The organism is Halorubrum sp. Atlit-26R (assembly GCF_003666015.1).
In the GTDB taxonomy this organism is placed as follows: domain Archaea; phylum Halobacteriota; class Halobacteria; order Halobacteriales; family Haloferacaceae; genus Halorubrum.
This window is the reverse complement of record NZ_QPLT01000537.1, coordinates 1-440: the sequence shown is the minus strand read 5'-3', so window position 1 is coordinate 440 and position 440 is coordinate 1. Positions and strand designations below refer to the sequence as shown.

The following is a 440-nucleotide window of genomic DNA, read 5'->3' as shown; positions in this document are numbered from 1 at the left end:
ATGCACCTCACCCAGGTCGCTCCGTACGTCACCTATCCTCCTCGCTTAGGTGGTGATCATCGGACGCACGGCCTGGTGACAGAATTTCCGGTGTACGGCGATACGGTGGAGCGGTTCTGTCAGGGAGGATCGCCTGCGATGTATCGATCGTTCGATTTCCGCAGAGAAGTCGAAATCGCGGAGAACTACACGGAATACCGACACCTCCATCCGCTTCACGAACTCCTCAAGGCGCCGATGCTACTAGGATATCCGAATGTCTTCCAAAGCCAAGCGCTCAGAGTCGCCAACGACGGATTGAGCCGAATGCTTGATGAGGCAGATGTCGTACTGGCGCGGGAGCCGTGGCAGATGCCGTACGTCCTTGACCACGTGGACGACGACACGCCGGTGGTGTTCTCCAGTCACAACGTAGAAACGGAGAGGTTCGGTGATATTCG

1 pseudogene is annotated in these 440 nt (G+C 57.0%); it reads left to right on the top strand.

The window, feature by feature from the left end:
* Positions 1-75 precede the first annotated feature (75 nt).
* A pseudogene (locus DVK07_RS21835) lies at positions 76-440 on the top strand (hypothetical protein); the annotation flags it as partial.